The organism is Actinoplanes sp. NPDC000266 (assembly GCF_042899005.1).
Classification (GTDB): Bacteria; Actinomycetota; Actinomycetes; order Mycobacteriales; family Micromonosporaceae; genus Actinoplanes.
The window spans coordinates 813,559-831,531 of record NZ_JBIAZI010000001.1 but is presented as its reverse complement, the minus strand read 5'-3'; the positions used below and the strand labels follow the sequence as shown (position 1 = coordinate 831,531).

At 72.4% G+C, this 17,973-nt stretch carries 16 protein-coding genes and 1 pseudogene; 9 read left to right on the top strand and 8 right to left on the bottom strand.

Translation table 11 applies throughout. The annotated features are described in order from the left end of the window. Positions 1-1,614 (bottom strand): sensor histidine kinase, encoded by a 1,614-nt coding sequence (locus tag ACFY36_RS03365; RefSeq protein WP_499744266.1) that lies wholly within the window; start codon positions 1,612-1,614, stop codon positions 1-3. A 102-nt stretch (positions 1,615-1,716) separates the two neighbouring features. Between ACFY36_RS03365 and ACFY36_RS03360 the strand changes: the two genes are divergently transcribed. Then, entirely contained in the window at positions 1,717-2,757 is a 1,041-nt protein-coding gene (locus ACFY36_RS03360) for an alcohol dehydrogenase catalytic domain-containing protein (RefSeq protein ID WP_499744265.1), read from the top strand. Here the strand turns inward: ACFY36_RS03360 and ACFY36_RS03355 are convergent. Then, positions 2,744-3,376, bottom strand: a complete 633-nt coding sequence (locus ACFY36_RS03355; protein WP_499744264.1) for a phosphate signaling complex PhoU family protein — start codon at positions 3,374-3,376, stop codon at positions 2,744-2,746. The two genes, ACFY36_RS03360 and ACFY36_RS03355, sit on opposite strands and share 14 nt — an antisense overlap. Positions 3,377-3,428: 52 nt before the next feature. Further along, positions 3,429-4,613 carry a helix-turn-helix domain-containing protein gene (locus ACFY36_RS03350; protein ID WP_499744263.1) on the bottom strand — a complete coding sequence of 395 codons (1,185 nt, stop codon included), beginning with the start codon at positions 4,611-4,613 and terminating at the stop codon, positions 3,429-3,431. Between the two features lie 110 nt (positions 4,614-4,723). Here ACFY36_RS03350 and ACFY36_RS03345 point away from each other — a divergent pair, with 110 nt between their 5' ends. Continuing rightward, positions 4,724-6,037, top strand: coding sequence for an SGNH/GDSL hydrolase family protein (locus tag ACFY36_RS03345; RefSeq protein WP_499744262.1), 1,314 nt, complete (start codon positions 4,724-4,726; stop codon positions 6,035-6,037). Here the strand turns inward: ACFY36_RS03345 and ACFY36_RS03340 are convergent. Together ACFY36_RS03340 and ACFY36_RS03335 are read right to left on the bottom strand one after the other, a co-directional pair. Next, the gene (locus ACFY36_RS03340; RefSeq protein WP_499744261.1) at positions 6,016-6,420 is read right to left on the bottom strand and encodes a hypothetical protein; all 405 of its coding nucleotides are present in this window, start codon (positions 6,418-6,420) and stop codon (positions 6,016-6,018) included. The two genes, ACFY36_RS03345 and ACFY36_RS03340, sit on opposite strands and share 22 nt — an antisense overlap. Positions 6,421-6,425: 5 nt before the next feature. Beyond that, positions 6,426-6,857 (bottom strand): hypothetical protein, encoded by a 432-nt coding sequence (locus ACFY36_RS03335; protein ID WP_499744260.1) that lies wholly within the window; start codon positions 6,855-6,857, stop codon positions 6,426-6,428. Between the two features lie 126 nt (positions 6,858-6,983). Here ACFY36_RS03335 and ACFY36_RS03330 point away from each other — a divergent pair, with 126 nt between their 5' ends. From ACFY36_RS03330 to ACFY36_RS03315, 4 genes and pseudogenes are all read left to right on the top strand, one after another. Then, positions 6,984-8,387, top strand: a complete 1,404-nt coding sequence (locus ACFY36_RS03330; protein ID WP_499744259.1) for a serine/threonine-protein kinase — start codon at positions 6,984-6,986, stop codon at positions 8,385-8,387. Continuing rightward, a pseudogene (locus ACFY36_RS03325) lies at positions 8,279-8,656 on the top strand (FHA domain-containing protein); the annotation flags it as partial. The gene ACFY36_RS03330 and the pseudogene ACFY36_RS03325, both read left to right, overlap by 109 nt. A 40-nt stretch (positions 8,657-8,696) precedes the next feature. Beyond that, positions 8,697-8,981: a LexA family protein gene (locus ACFY36_RS03320; RefSeq protein ID WP_499744258.1), complete on the top strand. Its 285-nt coding sequence runs from the start codon at positions 8,697-8,699 to the stop codon at positions 8,979-8,981. A gap of 5 nt (positions 8,982-8,986) precedes the next feature. After that, the gene (locus tag ACFY36_RS03315) at positions 8,987-9,439 is read left to right on the top strand and encodes a hypothetical protein (RefSeq protein WP_499744257.1); all 453 of its coding nucleotides are present in this window, start codon (positions 8,987-8,989) and stop codon (positions 9,437-9,439) included. On the opposite strand, the gene ACFY36_RS03310 is transcribed toward ACFY36_RS03315, so the two are convergent. Continuing rightward, positions 9,436-9,744: a LysR family transcriptional regulator gene (locus tag ACFY36_RS03310; protein ID WP_499744256.1), complete on the bottom strand. Its 309-nt coding sequence runs from the start codon at positions 9,742-9,744 to the stop codon at positions 9,436-9,438. The two genes, ACFY36_RS03315 and ACFY36_RS03310, sit on opposite strands and share 4 nt — an antisense overlap. 178 nt (positions 9,745-9,922) lie before the next feature. On the opposite strand from ACFY36_RS03310, the gene ACFY36_RS03305 reads away from it, so the two are divergent. After that, positions 9,923-12,691 carry a glycosyl hydrolase gene (locus tag ACFY36_RS03305; RefSeq protein ID WP_499744255.1) on the top strand — a complete coding sequence of 923 codons (2,769 nt, stop codon included), beginning with the start codon at positions 9,923-9,925 and terminating at the stop codon, positions 12,689-12,691. Here the strand turns inward: ACFY36_RS03305 and ACFY36_RS03300 are convergent, their stop codons facing one another. Beyond that, complete coding sequence (locus ACFY36_RS03300) at positions 12,692-13,366, bottom strand: type 1 glutamine amidotransferase domain-containing protein (RefSeq protein ID WP_499744254.1); 675 nt, start codon at positions 13,364-13,366, stop codon at positions 12,692-12,694. A 260-nt stretch (positions 13,367-13,626) separates the two neighbouring features. On the opposite strand from ACFY36_RS03300, the gene ACFY36_RS03295 reads away from it, so the two are divergent. Then, on the top strand, positions 13,627-15,417 hold the full coding sequence (locus ACFY36_RS03295) for a hypothetical protein (protein ID WP_499744253.1): 1,791 nt from the start codon (positions 13,627-13,629) through the stop codon (positions 15,415-15,417). A 482-nt stretch (positions 15,418-15,899) separates the two neighbouring features. Then, entirely contained in the window at positions 15,900-16,577 is a 678-nt protein-coding gene (locus tag ACFY36_RS03290) for a hypothetical protein (protein WP_499744252.1), read from the top strand. Here the strand turns inward: ACFY36_RS03290 and ACFY36_RS03285 are convergent. Then, a complete protein-coding gene (locus ACFY36_RS03285; protein WP_499744251.1) occupies positions 16,574-17,815 on the bottom strand; it encodes a peptidoglycan DD-metalloendopeptidase family protein in 1,242 nt (413 codons plus the stop codon). The genes ACFY36_RS03290 and ACFY36_RS03285 overlap by 4 nt on opposite strands. Positions 17,816-17,973: the final 158 nt, after the last annotated feature.

Below are 17,973 nucleotides of genomic sequence, written 5' to 3'. Positions count from 1 at the left end.
TCAGTGACTCCTCTCGGTGACCGCGCGCGGTTCAGTCTTCTCGACCGGCTCGGGGCGGGCCGGCAACGTCAGCACGAAGCAGGCGCCGTCCGGACGCGGCTCGTACCAGGCCCGGCCGTGGTGGGCCTCGGCGAGGGTGGCCGCGATGGAGAGGCCCAGGCCCGCTCCGGCCGTCGAGCCGGTCTTCGCCTTCTCGGAGCGGGTGAACCGGTCGAACAACCGCGGGACGAACTCCTCGGGCACGCCCTCGCCGTGGTCGCGGACCCGGATGTCGACCTCCGCGCGGCCGGCGTCCGCCGAGAGGATCACCGGAGCCTTGCCGTACTTGACGGCGTTGCGCACGAAGTTCGCCAGGATCTGCTGCAGGCGCAGCGGATCGGCGTCGACCCGCACGCCGTCGGGACACTCGACCCGCACGTCGGTGTTCGGGAACATGGCCGCGCATTCCCGCAACGCCTCCCGCACGTCGAGCGGCAGGGGCGAGACGTGCAGCTGGCCGTGGCCGATGGTGGAGACCGCTAGCAGGTCCTCGGTCAACATGCTGAGCCGGCGGGTGAGGGCGTCGGCCCGCATGAGCATGTCGTCGACCTTCGCCGGCGGCAACACGTCGCGTCCCTCCCGGAGGATCTCCACGACGCCGGTCAGCGCGGTCAGCGGCGTCCGCAACTCGTGCGAGACGACGGCCACGAGGTGGTCGCGGACGGCGTTGGCCGCCGTCAACTCCTCGTTGTTGCGGGCGAGTTCCTCGGCGCTGGCCCGGACCCGCCGGTAGAGCAGCGTCACCTCCCGCAGCAGCGAGGTCAGCACGACCAGCGCCGCCACCAGCGCCAGGACCCGGGCGCCGTACCAGCCCAGCGTGAAACGCGACCGGGAGTAGAGCACCAGCACGGCGTCGCCGCACGACGCGGACACCGCCACGAACGCCCACGCCTCCAGACCTCGGCCGGCGCCCGCCCGGAACCTGGTCGCCGCCGACAGCAGCGCCACCACGTTCACCGCGACGATCCACGGCCCGAACCGGTGGGTCAGCACCGAATAGTCGCCGGCCTCGATGATCGTCGGCAGGTGCGCGCTGCCGGCGGTGACCAGCCACGCCACCGCCGTCACGCCCAGCACCGCCAGCGCGCAGACGCCGCCGATCGCGGTGGCCCGCCACCGGATCGACCGCCGGGGCTCGGCCCACGACTCCCACGTTTTCGGCCAGGGCGCCATGGCCAGTCCGATCAGCGCCGGGAACCCCACGTGCCAGGCCGTCCACAGCCACGGCGCGCTGCTGGGCACCGCGCCGAGAAGCCCGGCCGGGCTGAACAGGCCGGGAAAGACCAGCGCGTGCGGCACGACGACCGCCGACGACCACAGATAGGCGCCGCCGAGGGTGAGCAGCCGGGCCGAACCGCCCGCCGCGTACTGGGTGAACAGGAGGAAGGCGGTGAGGGCGTCGAGAACCCACACCACCGCCAGGAAGCTCGGCATGAACGCCGGCACCGACCCGAACTGCCGGTCGGGCAGCAGGTAGAGCATCGTCGCCGCGGCCGCCACCACCGCGGCGGCGGCCAGCGGCGCCCGGCCGATCCGCACCGTCGTGGCCGGCACCTGGTCCGGTGGAGCACTCACCTTCTTCCGATCGGCGGGTCCCGGCCCGGCCAAAGCGTCTAGCGGCCGGGCCGTCGCATATTGCGACGGCCACCCGGATACGCCGCCGATAACGTCACGCCCATGAAGGCACTCGTCTATCACGGCCCCGGGCGAAAGGCCTGGGAGGACGTCCCCGACGCGACGGTTCAGGAGCCGGCCGACGTCGTGGTATGGGTCGACACCACCACCATCTGCGGCACCGACCTGCACATCCTGCACGGGGACGTGGCCGCGGTGACCGACGGGCGCATCCTCGGGCACGAGGCCGTCGGCACCATCACCGCCGCCGGTGACGCGGTCAAAGGCTTCGCCGTCGGCGACCGGGTGCTGGTTCCGGCGATCACCAAGTGCGGGCGGTGCTCGTACTGCCAGCGGGGCATGCCGTCGCACTGCCAGACCGTCGGCGGGATCGGCTGGATCTTCGGGCATCTGATCGACGGGACTCAGGCCGAGATGGTCCGGGTGCCGTACGCCGACACGTCTCTCCACGCCGTGCCGGACGGCGTCACCGATCAGCAGGCGATCTTCCTGGCCGACGCCCTGCCCACCGGGTACGAGGTCGGCGTGCTGGCCGGCGAGGTGCGGCCCGGCGCCACCGTGGCCGTGGTCGGCGCGGGCGCGGTCGGGCTGGCCGCCATCCTCACCACCGGGCTGTGGGGCGCGTCCCGGGTCATCGCCGTCGACTCGAACAAGTTCCGCCTGGAGAAGGCGATCGAGTTCGGCGCCACCGACGCCTTCGAAGCCGGGCCGGGCACGGTCGACGAGGTCCTCGCGCTGACCGGCGGGGTCGACGTGGCCATCGAGGCCGTCGGCTATCCCGAGACGCTGCTGACCGCCTGTTCACTGGTGCGGCCGGGCGGCACCATCGCCAACATCGGCGTGCACGGGGTGCCGGTCGAGCTGCCCATGCAGGACATGTGGATCAAGAACGTGCGGCTGACCATGGGGCTGGTCGACACCGTCTCGATCCCGACGCTGCTGAAGATGGTGGCGAGCGGGCGGATCCCGGCCGAGAAGATGGGCACCCACGCGTTCAGCTTCGATCAGATCGACGAGGCGTACAGCGTCTTCGGCAACGCGGCCGCCCACGCGGCCCTGAAGGTCGTCATCACGCCGGCGTGAGCTCCATGACGTGGTGGCCGACGTTGACGGCGCGGTCGGCGAACCGCTCGTAGTAGCGGCCGAGCAGCGCGCCGTCGATGGCGGCCTCCACGCCCAGCGGCCACTCGGGGCTGAGCATGACCGCGAACAGCCGGGTGTGCAGCCGGTCCATCTCGTCGTCGTCGCCGTCGAGCTGGGCCGCCAGCACCGCGTCGTGACCGGCCAGCGCGGCCACGATCTTGCCGGCCAGCTCGTCGGCCACCGCGTTCATGGCCCGGAAGAGATCGGCCAGCTCGGGCGCGACCGCCGGGGCCGGGTTGCGGCGCAGCGTCGACCGGGCGACGTGCACGGCCAGCTCGCCCATGCGTTTGAGGTCGGCCGCCACGTTCACCGCGGTCAGCACCATGCGCAGGTCGGCCGGGGCCGGGTGTTTCGCGGCGACCAGGTCGTACGCCCTGTCCTCGGCCACGCGGTGCAGCACGCCGATCTCGATGCCGCGGTCGACCGCCTGCTGGGCCAGCGTGGGGTCGGCGGCCAGCAGCGCGGCCCCGGCCTGCCGCATCGTCTCGCGGACGGCCTTGGCCATCGTGACGAGGGTGCCGCTCACCCGGGCGAACTCGTCGTGAAGATCCTCGCGCACAGCCCGCTCCCGCCCGTTCCGTTTCGGGTGACTCTACGGTGGTGGCCGGGACTCAGGCGACCTGCATGCGGGCGCTCAGTCCGCGCAACTCGCTCCCGCCGGACTGGCGGCGGGAACGGTCGAGCAGCTCCTGCACGGTCTGGAAGATCTCGGCCGAGCGGTGCACATGCTGCGGGGCGATCCGCTCGGCGGTCAGCAGCAGCCTGATCGCCTCGCGGTCCCGGTTGCCCAGCGCGGCCAGCGCCCGCGCCGTGTCGGCGTAGTAGTAGACCTGCCGCAGGCCGATCGGCAGGACACCCGGGGTGATCCGCCGGGCGATCTCCAGGGCGTGCCCGGGGTCGCCGTCCTCGGCCTCGATGCTGATCCGCCACAGGCCCACGTTGGTCGGGCCGAAGTACAGGCCCAGCGTCGTCGTCTCGCCCGTACGCCGGGCCAGCTCGGCCGCCTCGGCCGACCAGGCCCGGCTCTCGTCCAGCCTCTTGCCACCCTGGCTGGCCAGCGCGCACAGCAGCTGGAGGCAGCCCAGCACCTCAGCCGCGCCGGGCCGGGCCAGATGCCGCTGCAACTCGCCGGCCGCCCTCTCGGCCAGGGTGAGCCCTCGCTGGTAGGACCCGGCCATCGTGGCCGCGCTGGCCCGCGTGTAGGCGGCGTACCCCTGAAGAACCGGATCGCCGCAGGCGTCCGCGGCTTCCTGGCAACGTTCGGCGGCCAGCCAGGCGTCGGCCGGCAACTCCAGCTCCCGCAGCACCGACGAAGCCGTTGAGGCGACCGTCGACAGCAGCGCCAGCGCCCTCAGCGCGTCCGGCCCGGCCGTCTCCACGTGCAGGTCGCGCAGAAGCCCCGGCAGGACCCGCGTCACCCCCGCGTAGTCGCACGCCTGCAACAACGACTCGGCCAGATCGGCCGTCCGGGCCAGCAGCTCGATCGGCGGCGCCTCGCGCTCGCTCGGCTCGGTCAGATCAACGTCGATGAGGGCCCGCCGTACGGCCTGAGCCCCGGCCAGCGCCGCCGAAAGCTCCCGGTCCTCGGTCGAGACGGGCGCGCCCACCAGATCAGCCGGCGAACATTCGAGGGCGGCCGCGATGGCACCGAGCGTGATCCGGTTGTCGGCCGACTGGAGCCCCCGCTCGATCCGGCTCCACGTCGCGTGCGAGATCCCGGCCCGGCTCGCCGCGAACCGGACGCTCCACCCGCGCATCAGGCGCCGCGCCCGGATCCGCCCCCCAACGTCGTCCATGCGCCGACCGTAGCCCGCCCCGCGATCGGGGCGGTACAACCCCGTACCACTTGTATCGCCCGGGCAAGGCTGCGCATGATAGCGACGACTGTCGATGAATGGGGAGTGCCATGCTCCGGAGAACCGTTGTCGCCTCGATCGCCCTCGTCCTGCTCACGCCGGTGGCGGCGAGCGCACATGAACCACGGTCCACGGTCAGCGCCTGGACCGCCTCGGCCCAGGGTGCCTATCCCGACGGCTACACGGTCGGCCAGCCCGACCTCACCCCGGCCCTGCCCGGCAACCAGGCCGTCGACCAGACCCTGCGCATGATCGTGCCGGCGAACTCGGCCGGCTCCAGCTGGCGGGTGCGGCTGACCAACGAGTACGGCACCGGCCCGGTCACCTTCCGCAACGTGTACGCCGGCCTCCAGTCGAGCGGCGCCAACCTCGCGCCCGGAACGAACCGCCCGCTGGCCTTCTCCGGCCGGCGCTCGGTGACGGTGCCGGCGGGACGCACGGTGCTGAGCGACCCGGTGCCGGTGCGGATCTCCGACGCGCGGTCGCAGCGCCTCGCGGTGAGCATGCACGTCGCCGGCGCCAGCGGCCCCATGACCTGGCACGCGGCCTCGTTCACCACGTCGTATCTGACCGACCCGAAAGCCGGCGACCACACCGCCGACGTCGCCGACCTGGCCTTCCCACACAGCACGACCTCGTGGTTCTTCCTCTCCGAGGTGCTGGCCGAGCGCCGGGGCACCGGCACCGTCGTCGCCTTCGGCGACTCCATCACCGACGGCTTCTTCTCCACGATCAACGGCAGCGACCGCTGGCCCGACGTCCTGCAACGCCGCCTCGACCAGGCCGGCAGCCGGCTCGACGTCGTCACCGAGGCGATCGGCGGCAACATGGTCACCCGCATCGGCCGTACGCCCGGTGGCTGCACCCCCTGCGACGGCCCGCCCGCGCTCGACCGGCTCGACCGCGACGTCATCGACCGCCCCGGCGTCCGCGTCGTCATCCTGCTCGAAGGCATCAACGACCTCGGCGGCGGAGGGGCCACCGCGGAACAGGTGATCGCCGGCTACAAGGAGATCATCCGCCGCGTCCACGCCCGCGGCATCAAGATCGTCGGTGCCACGCTGACCCCGTCCGCCGGCACCGAGTTCGGCCTCTACGGCACACCCGAGACCGACGCCAAGCGCCGCGCCATCAACGACTTCATCCGCACCAGCGGCCAGTTCGACGGGGTGGCCGACTTCTCCGCGGTCACCGAGGACCCGGCCCGGCCGGGCCACCTGCTGCCGGCGTACGACACCAACAGCAGCGTCGGCGGCCCCGGCGACCACCTGCACCCCAACCGCGCCGGCTTCCTGGCGATGGCCGGCGCGGTCGACCTGGCCCAGCTCGAACGCCTCGCCGGTCAGATGGGATTGCTGGTGTAGATCTCGATGCTCGCCTCATTGCCGACGTACGGGTTGTTGGCCGCCCACAGGAGGCCCTCCTCGTACTCCGGCACGTCGAAGTTGCACCTCACCCACCCGCCGTCGGCGCCCGCGGAGTTGACGCACTCACGGGCCCAGCCCGGCCCCTGGATCTTGCCGGCGGCGGGGGCGCCGTTCGCCTTGGTGTCCTTCACCCAGACCAGGTCACCGTAGGCGGCGAAGCACGCCCGGGCCCCGGTCGTCGACACGCACCAGACGTTGACGTTGTCGGCGGCCGGCGGCGCCCCGCTCGGCACGCCAGTGGCGGCCGACGCCGCGGTCGCCGTACCGGCCACGGCGAGCGTCACGGCCGCGGCCGTCGTCGCGAACAACTTGCGCAGCACGGCGGTCAGCAGACCGTGCTCGTGGAGCCGCCGGTCGAGTTCAGATAACCGGTGACGTGGGTGCAGTGGGCGGCGGTGTTGGCCGGGGCGCCCCACAGCTCGGCCCGGGTCGTGTTGTTGAGCTCGCCGACGCCGTAGTCGCTGCCGCTGTCGCTGTGGTCGATCACGTGCACGTACAGGTCCCAGTTGGAGTGGGTGTCCCGGTACTGCTGCCAGACGTAGATGTAGGCGTAGTTGTACCCGCAGCCGTAGTACTGCTTGACCGAGGCCGCCTCCATGCCGCCGACGGTCAGCACCCGCGTGGTGCCGATCTGCCGGACACTGCCGCAGCTGGCGGGCGTGCTGGCGAGCGCGGCGACGGGGTTGATCAGGGTGGCGCCCGCGGTGGCGGCGGCCATCACGGCCGCACCGGCGAGGCTTCTGCGAAGAATCGACATGCCGGTCAGTCGACCAGCTCCCGCACCCCCGCGACAGGTGCCGAAACGGCCACCATTCCCTCCCCCACGGGCCATGGAGGACGTGTGGCTATCATCGACAGCCGCCAACTTTCCGAAAGGGACGACTTGCGACTCATTCCGGGCTGCGAGGACGCCACCGAGATCGGCCGCGGCGGTTTCGGCACGGTCTACCGCGCCTGGCAGCCGGAGTTCCAGCGCACGGTCGCGGTGAAGGTCCTGGACGCCGGCCGGGTGGACGAGGCGCGCTTCGAGCGCGAGGTGCGGGCGCTCGGCCGCCTCTCCGGTCACCCGCACATCGTCACGGTTCATCACGCCGGCCGTACGGCTTCGGGAGCTCCGTACATCCTGATGGCCTACGAGGAGGGCGGCTCGCCGCGCGGCCCGGCGAAGTGGGCGGAGGTGCTCGCCGGCGGGGTCGCCGTGGCGGGCGCCCTGGAGGCGGCCCATCGCGCCGGCCTGCTGCACAGGGACGTCAAACCCGAGAACATCCTGATCTCCCGGTACGGGGTCCCGAAGCTCGCCGATTTCGGCCTGGCGCGACCAGGGACGCCGTTCCCGGAGCAGAAGGTCACGGCCAGCCTTCTGTACGCCTCGCCGGAGGTCCTGCGGGGTGAACCGGCAACGGAAGCGTCCGATGTGTACTCGCTCGCGGCGACGCTGTACCACTGGCTCTGCGGCCGCGCCCCGTTCGTGCCGCTGCCCGGCGAGAGCGTGGCGGGCCTGACCGCCCGGATCGGCGCCGATCCCGTCCCCGACCCGCGCCCCGGCGTTCCCGGCCCGGTCTTCGCGGCCCTCCAGCCGGCCCTGGCCAAGAACCCGGCGGACCGGCCGGCGTCCGCCGCCGCCTTCGCCGAGCAGCTGCGGGCGGCCCAGCGCGCCTGCGGGGTGCCGGTCACCCCGCTGGTCGCTCCGGAGCCGGACGAGGAGCCCGATGAACCGGTGATGGCGCCCTTGTCGCTGGCCGAGCGGGCGCGGGCCGCGCAGGACCTCTCGGCCACCGTCGCCGCCGTGCCGGTGTCGCGCCGGTCCTGGTGGAAGGGCCTGCCGGTGCTGGCCGGGGCGGCGCTGGCGCTGGCGGTCGGCGGCTCCCAGGCGCCGGACCCGTCGAACCCCGTCACCGCCCCGGTGGAACGGCGCTACGCGAGCCAGGACGATCCGCCGCCCGGTCCCTGCTACGCCGACGCCTATCAGGTGGCCACCTCGGCCTTCGGCTACGTGAGGGGCTTCAAGGCCGTGTCGGTGAAGCTGTACTGGTCGCCCGGCTGCAACGCCGTCATGGCGTACACCTGGGTCTGGAAGCAGTATCGCGACACCGCCGGCCCCACCGGGCAATGGCGCCTGCGGGTGGCCGCCGCCCCGTCCGGCCCGCCCGCCGTCACCGCCGGCCAGCCGCTCGAGCAGTGGACCGAGCCGGCGCCCTTGACCGCCTGCGCCCGGGCCGCCCTGACGATGACCGGCACCGGCCTGACCACTCCCCTGACCGTCGCCACCGGCGAGCACTGCCCGTGACCGGCCACCTGGAGGTCCACGAGGACGGCGGCGTCCGGCTCGTCCCCCTGGAGGGCTCCCTGCTCTCGATCGGCCGCGCCCCGGCAAACGAGGTCACGATCGCCGGCGGCAAGGTGTCGCGCCTGCACGCCGCCCTGGAACGTTTCCCGTCGGGCTGGTCGATCCGCGACCTGGGCAGCACGAACGGCACCACGGTCAACGGCGTGCCGCTGCGCCAGGCCCGCCCCTTGCACGACGGCGACCGCATCGACATCGGCCCGGCCCGGCTGCTGTTCCGCTCCCCCCACCGCCGAGCCGGCCACCGACACGGTGACCGTGGACCCGGCCCCGCCGCCGCCCGCTCTGACCCGCCGCGAACGCGACGTGCTGGCCGCACTGTGCCGCCCGCTGACCGCCGGCGGCCGGGCGTTCCCCGAGCCCCCGTCGGTCCGCGCGCTGGCGTCGGAGCTCGGCCTCTCGGACAGCGCGGTCAAGAAACACCTGACCAACCTGTACGACAAGTTCGCCCTGACCACCAACGACGACCGTCGCCGGCCCCGCCTGGCCGGCGAGGCTCTGCGCCGGGGAGCCATTACCGCTGAGCAGAAGGGCTGACCTTCATGGGATTCTCGGGCCGGATCATCGTCGCGCGCACCGGCGGGCCGTACAAGGCCGGCGCCGTTCCCGTGGTGTGGGAGGAGGACCGGGGCGACGGCTGGTGGTGGATCCAGCTCGACGGCGACGAGCCGGGCGCCCTGGCCGGCCTGGTCGCCGAGACCGGGTTGCCGGCCCTCTGGGCGTACGTCCTTGACAGCGACGTGGCCGACGTCGAAGGCCTGACTCCGGCCGGGCGGCGCTGGCGCACCTACCTGCACGCCGAGGTCGCCGAGCAGTTCGGCGCGCCGCCGCTGGAGCAGTCGCCGGGCGAGGTGCTCGCCGCGGCTCTCGAGTGGGCGGCACAGGCCGGGCTGACCGCCGATCCGGCCGCGATCAGCGAGGCGCTCGGCGCGCACAACGTCGAGGCCGAGGAGACGCTCGGCGCGCTGGTCACCGCGCTCGGCGTGAAGGCCTAGATCGCCGGCTTCTCCTTGCCGTCGTGGGGGCAGCGGACGCAGTCGCCGGCGTCGCCCGCGGTCAGGCGGACCGTGTCGACGGCGGCCAGGGCTGTGCGGGCCGAGTCGAGGGTGGCGTGGCCGGCCTGGGTGAGGGCCACGTGGTGGGTGCTGCGGTCGAAGAGCTGCTTGCCGAGATCGCGCTCGAGGTCGCGGATCGTGCGGGAGACCGCGGACTGGGCTATGCGCAGCCGGGTGGCCGCGCCGGAGAAGCTGCCCTCCTCGGCGACGGCCACGAAGGTGCTCAGATGGCGCAGGTCGACCACCGGGCGAGCGTACCCCCGGCGTGACTTCAGGCGTGGGACAAGGCGCCGGGCCGAGCCCGAGGTCTGCCCGAAGTTACATAGACGCCGCTCTCTGTAATGGATATCCTTCCGAGACTCGGAGAGCGCTCTCTCCCCGTTCGCGCCTCCGGGAATCCCCCATCCCCAGGAGGCCCGTCCCATGACTCGTCCTCGTACCCCCAGACGCCTCGCCGGCCTGGTCGCGGTTCTGACCGCGATCACCGCCGGCGGCCTGGCCGTGATGACCGGCAGCGCGTCGGCCGCCCCGGTCGGCGCCGGCAGCTACACCGAGACCCTGCCGGCCGGGCGCAGCCTGCCCACCGGCTGCGGCTCGATCTCCACCAACCCCCGGCAGTACGTCACCGGCAACGCACCGGCCGGCGCCGTGCCCACCAACGACTGGTGGTCGTCGCTGCTGTTCAAGCGGGTCGACTGCCAGTTCTCGACGCCGCTGTTCGCCGGACCGGCCGCCTACAAGCCGGGCGCCGGCGGGATGGGCCTGTCCTATCAGACCGACGCCGCGATCAGCGGTTCGGCCACCGGCACCGGCGAATACCACTTCCCGTACGCGGAACACGTGCGCGTCGGCGTCGACGGCCTCACCGCCACCCAGGCCCTGGTCGACGGCTGGAGCGACTGGACGGTCAGCACCCTGCTCTCCGGCGGCGGCCGCACCCTGCGGGCCACCATCGGCCGCGGCCTGCCGCTGTCGTACTACCAGGTGACCGGTGGCGACGCCGTGCTGACCATCACCGGGCCGCCCACCGCCTGGTCGAACAGCGGCAACCGGATCGGCTTCTCGATCGGCGGCCACGACTACGTCGCCTGGGCCCCCACCGGCGCCACCTGGTCGCTGAGCGGCACCACCATCCGCTCCAGCCTGGCCGGTCGCGGCTACCTCTCGGTCGCCGTCCTGCCGACCACGAGCGGGACCAGCACGGCCGACAAGATCGCGCTGGCCGACCGCTTCACCCCGTACGCGCACAACCACGTCACCGGCAGCCGCCTTTCGTACAGCTACAACCAGAACAACGGCACGGTCTCCACGACGTACGCCTTGACGACCACCGCCCGCGAGGGCAGCGGCACCGGCACGGTCATCGCGCTCTATCCGCACCAATGGCGCAACCTGACCGGCTCGTCGCCGCTCGCGCAGACGTACGTCTCGCCCCGGGGCGCCATGCGCATCGTCACCGGCACCCAGTTCAGCACCTCCATGACGTACACCGGGGTGCTCCCGGAGATCCCCGCCGCCGGCGACTCGTCCGGCGCCGACCTCAGCACGATCACGGCCTATCTCACGAACGAGCTGAACAACCCGGCCGACTTCCGCGGCGACGATACGTACTGGACGGGAAAGGGTCTTGGCCGTGCCGCGCGGATCGCGGAGATCGCCGACCAGCTGAACCTGACCGCCGTGCGTGACTCGGCGCTGAACGTCATCCGCACCCGGCTGACCGACTGGTTCACCGCGTCGTCCGGCAAGACCTCGCGCGTCTTCTACTACGACCGCAACTGGGGCACGCTGATCGGCTACCCGGCGTCCTACGGCTCCGACCAGGAGCTCAACGACCACCACTTCCACTACGGCTACTTCGTGGCCGCCGCGGCCACCCTGGCCAAGTTCGATCCCACATGGGCCTCCAGCGGGCGGTACGGCGGCATGGTCGACCTGCTGATCCGCGACGCCAACAACTACGACCGCTCCGACACCCGCTTCCCGTACCTGCGCGACTTCGACATCTACGAGGGGCACGACTGGGCGTCCGGGCACGGCTCGTTCGGCGCCGGCAACAACCAGGAGTCGTCGTCGGAGGGGCAGAACTTCGCCAACGCGCTGATCCAGTGGGGCCAGGCCACCGGCAACACCGCGGTCCGCGACGCCGGCGTCTGGATCTACACGACCCAGGCCGCGGCCATCAACGAATACTGGTTCGACGTCCGCAACGAGAACTTCCCGGCGAGCTGGGGCCACAACTACTCGGCGATCGTGTGGGGCTCGGGCGGCGCGTACGCGACCTGGTTCTCCGGCGAGCACGAGATGATCGTCGGCATCAACATGCTGCCGATCACGGGCGGCCAGTTCTACCTGGGCGACCATCCGGCGGCGGTCCGCGGCACGTACGCCGAACTGGTCCGCAACAACGGCGGCGAGCCCACCCTCTGGCGCGACATGCTCTGGCAGTACCTGGCCCTGGGCGACCCCGACGGCGCGCTCGCCCGGTTCCGGGCCGACACCTCGTACACCCCGGAGGAGGGCGAGAGCAAGGCGCACACCTTCCACTGGATCCGCAACCTGGCCGCGCTCGGCCAGGTCGACACCACCGTGACGGCCAACCACCCCCTGGCCAAGGTCTTCGTCAAGAACGGGGTTCGGACGTACGTGGCCTCGAACATCACCAGCGCGGCGCAGACCGTGACCTTCTCCGACGGGCGGACGTTGTCGCTGCCCGCCGGACGCACGGTGGCCAGTGGCGCGGTGAACTGGTCGGGCGGAAACGCGAACGGCGGCGGCACCCCGCCGACGGGTTGCGGCAGCGGCACCCTCGTCTCCCAGGGCCGCCCGGTCACCACGTCGTCGACCGAGTCGGCCGCCTTCCCCGGCGGCAACGCGGTCGACGGCGACGCCGGCACCCGCTGGTCGTCCGCCTTCGCCGACCCGCAGTGGATCCAGGTCGACCTGGGCTCCTCGCGGGCGCTGAGCCGGGCCGAGCTGAACTGGGAGGCCGCCTACGGCCGCTCCTACCGCGTCGAGACCTCGCCCGACGGCAGCACCTGGACGACGGCCGCCACGGTGACCGGCACCGGGGCCGGCGGCCAGGTGACCCACGCGCTCAGCGGCAACGCCCGCTATGTGCGCGTCTACGGCACGGAGCGCGGAACCCCGTACGGCTATTCGCTGTGGGAGTTCCGCGTCTACGCCTGCTGATCAGCCGATCGCCTTGAGCAGAGCCTCGCCGGCCGCCGCGGCGGAGGCGGGGTTCTGCCCGGTGATCAGGTTGCCGTCCACGACCACGTGCGACGCCCAGGCCGGCCCGCCCTCGAAGACGGCGCCGGCCTGGCGCAGCCGCGTCTCCAGCAGCCACGGCGCGTGGTCGGCGAGCTGGGCCTGCCGCTCCTCGTCGTCGATGAACGAGGTCATCCGCCGCCCCCGGAACAGCCAGCTGCCGTCGGGCGCCCCGGCCGGCAGGAACGCCGCCAGCCCGTGACACAGCGCCGCCACTGTCTTGCCCGGATCCGGCAGCATGGCCGCCAGCACGCGGGCGATGTCGGCGTTCACGGCCAGGTCCTGCATGGGCCCGTGCCCACCCGGAATGAGCACGGCGTCGAAGTCGGCCGGGTCGACATCCTCCAGCCGCACCGGCTTCTCCAGCACGCCCGCGAGGCTCTCCAGACAACCGCGGATCTCGTCACTGTCGATGCTCTTCTCATCGGCCAGCGGCACCAGACCCCCAGGGGTGGCGACGGTCACCTCGGCGCCGGCTTCGACCAGCATTTTGTACGGCGTGACGAACTCCTCGGCCCAGAACCCGGTCGGATGCTGCGTGCCGTCGGTCCAGGTCCACACGCGGGCCGACGACAACACGACGAGTACAGATGCCATTTCTTCCTCCACTTGGTTGCTGATCCGACCGTATGGAGTCCGCCGCCACCCGGTTATGCCGTCTGGAGATAACCGCCGGGCGGCTTCGATCGCGCGGCCGAGATCGTCGACCAGCCACTGACCGGCCTCGGCGCGCGGTGCGGCACCGACGAGGGCTCACAGCAGGCACGGCGGTCGGATCGGTGACACCGCCGCTTGGCCGACAGGCCCCGGCCGGACGGGCGGCTACGGTCCGCCATGGACCGGGGGGATGCGCGAACGTGGCCGAGAATCGACGGGGGCGCCGCGAGGGCGCCCTGGACGCTGCCCAGCCCGAACATCGGAGGGGCTTCGCCGCCCGCTTGCGCGCCCTGAGGCGGGAGTGTGGCCAGCCGCCGTACCGGGAGTTGAGCGCCCTGGCCCACACCAGTTACAACAGCCTGTCCGAGGCGGCATCAGGCCGCCGCCTGCCGACATGGCCGACCACCCGCGGTTACGTCACCGCCTGCCTGAGCCACGCCGGCCGCGAGGCCGACATCGACCGCCTACTGCCACAGTGGCGCCGGGCCTGGGAGGACGCCGGCGTGCTGGAGCGCGCCCAGCAGTTGAGCCCAGCACCCGCCACGGGGTCGGCGGCGACGCCGGCATCCACGGGCGCAGCACTGACGGGACCGGCGGCCACGGAGCCGGCGGCTGCGAGATCAGCGACTGCGGGGCCGGGGCTAGCGGGGCCGGGGCTAGCGGTGGCTCCGGGTTCGGTGACCGCTGGGGCGGCGGGGTGGCGCGTGCCCGGGCGGCCGGTTGTGGTGGTGCTGGCTGTGGTCATGCTGATGGCGACCATGGCGGCGGCCGGTGTCGCGGATCGGGCGCCCGCTCCCATGAACGGCCTCTACAACATTCTCGTCGCGCCGTTCGACGGGCTGCCGGCGTTGCAGCAGACCGTGCTGCGTGAGGTTCGGGGGTGGGCGGCGGCGGATGCGGCCATCGGCGTACGGGAGGTGGGCGCCCGGCCCGAAGGACCCCGGCTGGGCGCGCTCGCCGCGGACCACCATGCCGATGTCGTCCTCAGTGGACGAGCTGAGCCGGACGGCGTGGTGATCGAGCTGCTGCTGACCGACCGGGTCTTCGCCGAGACGCCGGAGTTCGCCGGACGGCACGAGCTGCGCCTCACCGAACCGGCCGACCTCGTCCACGGCAACATCGTGGTCGGGCGGCGGCTGGCCGACGACGCCGTCCGCTACGTGAAGGCGGTCGTCGCCTTCGTCCGTGGACTGGGCCACTACGCCCTCGACGACTACCCGCGCGCCGAACAGGAGTTCCGCGCCGCCGACCGCGGCCTGGCCACCGCCCCGCACGCCGAGGTGGTCCTGCTGATGCTGGGAAACACCCAGGGGCGCCAGGGCCGGTACGGCGAGGCCGCCACCACGTATCGGCGCGCGTTGACGATCGCGCCCGGCCACGTCCGCGCCACCCTGGGCCTCGCCGAGGCACTACGCGCCGAGTCGGGATGCCGGAGGGCCGCGTTGCTCCGCGAGGCCCTCGGCCTCTACCGGACCGTGCTGTCCGCGGGCGACACCACCCTGCTGCGCATGAAGACCCATCTAGGACTCGGCCTCACCTACCAATGCCTGGGCGACACGAGGTCCGGCGCCGAGTTCGCCACCGTCCTGCGCCTGCACGGGACCGCCAGTCCGCCGGCCGGGGAACAGGCGGGTCCGCCGGGCGGGAAGGGCCGAAAGGCGGGTCCGCTGAGCGGGGAAGCGGGGCGGCAGTCGTTGCGGCTGGCGGCGGAGGCCCGGGCCGGGCAGGCACTCACCGCCCGAAGTGCTGCCCTCGCCGCGGTCACCGTGGGCGGGCCGTTCACCGTACGGTCGCGAGGGCTCGCCGAGGCCGCGCGGGGCTACGAGGAAGCCCTGGCCCTTCTGGCGAGCATCGGCGTCGACCGGCCGGTGATTCGTGAGCGTGAGCTGGTCTTCCTGCGCAACCTTCGTGAGGTGTACGCGGCGATGGGCGCCACCGCCGAAACCCGCGCCGTCGAGGAACGGATCCGCCAGGCCGGAGGGCAACGATGAGGCCGGGAAACCCGAGAGGATTCCTTCACCGGCAGAAGCGGCGCGGGGTCGGCGTGTCGGTGGCGGCCGCCGCTGTGGTCTCCGGCGTTGTCGTGTGGCAAGCGAGCGCCGTGCCGTGGCCCGGGGCGGAGAGCGCAGCCCCGCCAGGCCACTCCGCCACGAAGAGCGCCGCCCCGCCAGATCGATCCGCCACGAAGAGCGCCGCCCCGCCGGGTCAATCCGCCACGAAGAGCGCCGCCCCGCCGGGTCAATCCGCCACGACTTCCCGCGCCGTGCCACCCGGCCGTCCGGCAGCAGCCCCACCGGAAGCACCCTCGCCGGCCGGCTCATCAGCGATCATGCCGTCGGCCGGCAACGCACACACCGGGCGGCAGAACGGCTCGTCGCACACCACCCCGCCGGCCCCCTCGAAACCGCAAGCACCAGGACCGCGAGCGCCGGAGGCGAAAGGCCCGGAACCACAGCATGCCTCCCTCGACGCGATGATGGAGAGCGACGCGCTCCTCCCGCCGGGTGTCGCCAATCAGGTCAACTTCTTCCTGGGCGGCGGCGGAGACTGCGGCGAGGAAGCGACCGGCGAAGAGGGCACCGGCAAGCCGCGCATCGACGGCCCCAGCCTGGTCGAAATTCCCGACATGCCGGTCTTCTGCCTCGCGGGCTTCAGGGAGACAGGCACGATCACCGTCACCGTGACCAGCCCCACCGCCCGGCAAATGAGAAATGTCCAGCTGCAACAACTCGTGGGCGTCCCCTGGCTCATCCCCACGGGCAGCCCGGCCGGACGCTACCGGATCCGCGTGGTCCAGGGCGGCCGCGCCGCCACCAGCGAGTTCGACGTGCGCCGGGCCGCCCGGCCCCGCATGTGGATCGCGCCGCGGCATGTTCGCGCCGGGGAGACGGTCGATGTCCATATCGGCGGGTTCCCGCCCCGGCGTACCACCGACCTGCATCTCTATGTCTCCGACGCCCTGACCTATCGCGCGTCGACGACCGTGGCCGTCGACGGGAACGGCGAAGCCCTTCTCACTCTTCGGACCTCGCCGGGCAGCAAGCCGGACGCGTACGCCGTCAACAGTCCCTTGATCTATGTTCCGCCCGATCACTTCGAACCCGGCGAGCTCGGGGGCCCGCCGGGTTCGGTGTTCTGGATCGGCTTCTAGGCGAAGTCCTGCCAGCCGCTGCCGATCACCGTGCCGGTTCCGTACGGCGCCGTGACCGAGCCGCTGTGCCTGTACAGCAGGAGCGTTCCGTTCGGCTGCGTGGCCACCACGTCGGTGTTCCCGTCGCCGGTGACGTCGGCCGCCGTGATCCGGTTGATCGCCGCCCAGCCCTCGCCGATCGTGTCCGGCGTGCTGTACGGCGCCGTGTCCGAGCCGCTGTTCCGGTAGAGGAACAGGCCGCCGGCCGGGTTCGTGGTCAGCAGGTCGGCCCGCTTGTCGCCGGTGATGTCGGCGACCACGATCCGGTCCATGATCGTGAAGCCCTGGCCGATGACCGAGGCTTGGTTGTACGGCTGATCGGGTGACCCGGTGTTGGCGTACAACAGCAGTTCGCCGTTCGGGCGGCTGACCACGATGTCGGCCCGCCCGTCGCCGGTCACGTCGCCCACCATGAACCGGTTGAACTGGTGCCACGAGCTGCCGACAACCTCTCCCGACGCGTACGGCTGGTTGTCGTCACCGGTGTTCCTGTAGAGCAGCAGGACGCCGTCCGAGGCCCGTACGGCCAGGACGTCCGCCCTTTTGCCGCCGGTCACCGGGCCCGCGGCGAACCAGGTGAACTGCTGCCAGGCGCTGCCGACCACCTTGCCGGTGCCGTACGGCGCGTCGGTGCCGCTGTTCGTGTAGAGCCACAGTGATCCGTCCGGCTTGCGGGCCAGCAGGTCGGCGTGGCCGTCGCCGGTCACGTCGGCCGCGACCACCCCGCTCGTCGAGACCGGCCCGGCGCCGCCGTTGTAGCTGGTCAGGACCTGACTGCGGCCGATCTGGACCTGCACCGCCTCGCCGTTGAAGAACGAACGGACCGTCTCGCCGTCCGCCATCTGCTCGAAGTGCAGGTGCGGGGCGCCGCTGTCGCCGGTGCTGCCGACCCGGCCGATCCGCTGGCCCTGCGTCACCCGCTGGCCCTCGGAGACGGCCGGCTGCTCGATCATGTGCAGGTAGCGGCTCTGCCAGCCGCCGCCGTGGTCGATCCGCACGAACCATCCGCCGCCGCCCTCGAAGCGGGCCCGCACGACCTGGCCGGCCGCCGCGGCCAGGATGGGGCGCCCGTTGGAGTCGCCGCCCTGCCGGGTCAGGTCGAGGCTGTTCGGGTTCGGTTTGTGGTCGGCCCGTGTCTGGGCGAGCCACTTCTCCCCGTACGGGAAAGGAAGTTGGAAGTTGGGTCTTGTCGAAGCCATCGCTGTTCCCCCGTTGTGGTGAAAGTGCCGTGCCACCACGCTGCCCACGCCGCCGGTCCGGGCGGAACAGCTCGGGCACGACCCCGAACATCGGCGATGTCATCGCAGGTCAGCGCTTTGTTCGAGCCCGAGGGTGAACATTGCGGCCCGGCGATGGA